At 44.5% G+C, this 1,721-nt stretch carries 2 protein-coding genes; one reads left to right on the top strand and one right to left on the bottom strand.

Annotated elements, in window-relative coordinates; genetic code table 11:
* Positions 1–96 precede the first annotated feature (96 nt).
* Entirely contained in the window at positions 97–261 is a 165-nt protein-coding gene (locus ACP5L5_RS11665; RefSeq protein ID WP_428763995.1) for a hypothetical protein, read from the top strand.
* A gap of 108 nt (positions 262–369) precedes the next feature.
* Here the strand turns inward: ACP5L5_RS11665 and ACP5L5_RS11660 are convergent.
* The coding region (locus ACP5L5_RS11660) for a lipopolysaccharide biosynthesis protein (protein WP_428763992.1) at positions 370–1,721 on the bottom strand (1,352 nt) is incomplete at its 5' end.

Genomic DNA, 1,721 nt, shown 5'->3' with positions numbered 1-1,721 from the left:
GAGCATTGAGGACTCATTTAGGAGGTGGCAGATTGAGATCCCGGAGGCATTAAGAGCCTTAATGGGTGGGAAATAATAGTTTAGCTTTGGTTAGGTTTGGCCATAGTTGAGGGTAATGCGCAGGTTTTTGGAACTGTCGCTGGTCCCACCAGACTCTATGTCTTGCCATCATCCGTGTATGTCTCGGTATTTGAGGATGATACGGAGACAGAACCATATTATCAGACGTGGTCATCTCGGATGTGGAACGCGAAGTACTGATTAGCGATTATTTGGCGGGCTTCTTGGACTTATCGTTGAGGACTTTAGGGAGGGTTTATGGAGATTACGTAGTGACTTAGGTAATAGGGTTAGGAGGAGCTATAAGCCTCAGTATTGGTGATTCGTAAATGGTATTAATAATGGTCTTGCGAACCTAGGTAATTGATCAAGCAACGACTTAGGCAGGGGTTTAACAATGTATAGTGATATGATGGTTATGGCAATGGTTATTAGTTGCATGGTGGGCCAGGTAATTGGCGGATCATTAAGTGGTAGGGTCCATGAGGATATCAGGGTTAGGAATGTAGATAAGCCAATGATGCTAACGGTATTGCTTTTAATGTTCCATTTCTCTAAGACCCAGAAGAAGGTTAGTATGACTATGTACATTACATAATTACTGACAACAGCCATATAAAGCCCCAGGGTATGTAGAAGCACATACATTGCAAGTCCAATGCCAAGCCCAACCAAGTTAGCCACCAACGCGTACCAACCTTTACCAATGACCCAGTAATACGATGTATAGACAGTGACGGCCACGGCAAAGGGTGCGGAGGCGAATAGGGTTGATGCGTATGGTATTGAGCGCACATAATCACCATTTATAATACCAAGCCTGGGCAATATGGGTAATGCAAGGACTATTAATTGCACCATGATGGCCGAGGCTATGAAGGTTGGGATTGCAAAAACCCTAAAAATACTCCTGACATTAATACCAAGCCCAAGGCCGTGAGAAACCCTACTATTGAGGACTGTGGACACTGCAGGCCCGAGGGCTATGACTGCGTTGACCATCGCCGCGGCAAGTCCATAAATACCCGTCGCGTCGGGACCTAAATACCTATACACTAAGTACGTAAATAAACTAAAGCTAAGTGTACCCATGTAACCAAGGATCCAGGACTGAAAACCAAACTCAAGGATGTACTTGACCTTAGAGGTGATTATTCCAATACCAAGGATAGGACTAACAAGGTCCTTTATATTACCTAAGTAATATAGTAATTGCGCTACCGACCCAATAAGGGTCGAGATGGCTATTGCATAAACATTACGCATAACCACAATAAGCAAAACCTCGAGAAACCTCATGAGAAGCATGTTAACCGTAGAACCAGCACCCTGGGTTACAACCCTACCCATAAGCCACAAGTACAGGCCTAAGGCACCGGCCAGCGACTGAGCAACCACGGTGCCCAGGTATATGTAGACAGTACCTAGCAACCAATGCGGAATACCATTAATTAAATAAATCGGTATGGCAATCACGAGAGCCGCGGCATATATGATGGCCATTATTAATGACATAAATACCAAGGCCGCAAAGTAAGGCCTAATATTACCACCCCTAATGTACTCAATAGCACCTTCCCTAGCGATAGCGCCCGATATTCCTGGTATTGGTATCAACGAACCTATGGCATTGACAATAGCAAAAAGCGCATTATAATAAC

Origin of the sequence: Vulcanisaeta sp., from assembly GCF_049966235.1 — an archaeon.
Lineage (GTDB): Archaea > Thermoproteota > Thermoprotei > Thermoproteales > Thermocladiaceae > Vulcanisaeta > Vulcanisaeta moutnovskia.
The sequence above is the reverse complement of the archived record's forward strand: the minus strand, read 5'-3'. Positions and strand labels throughout refer to the sequence as shown.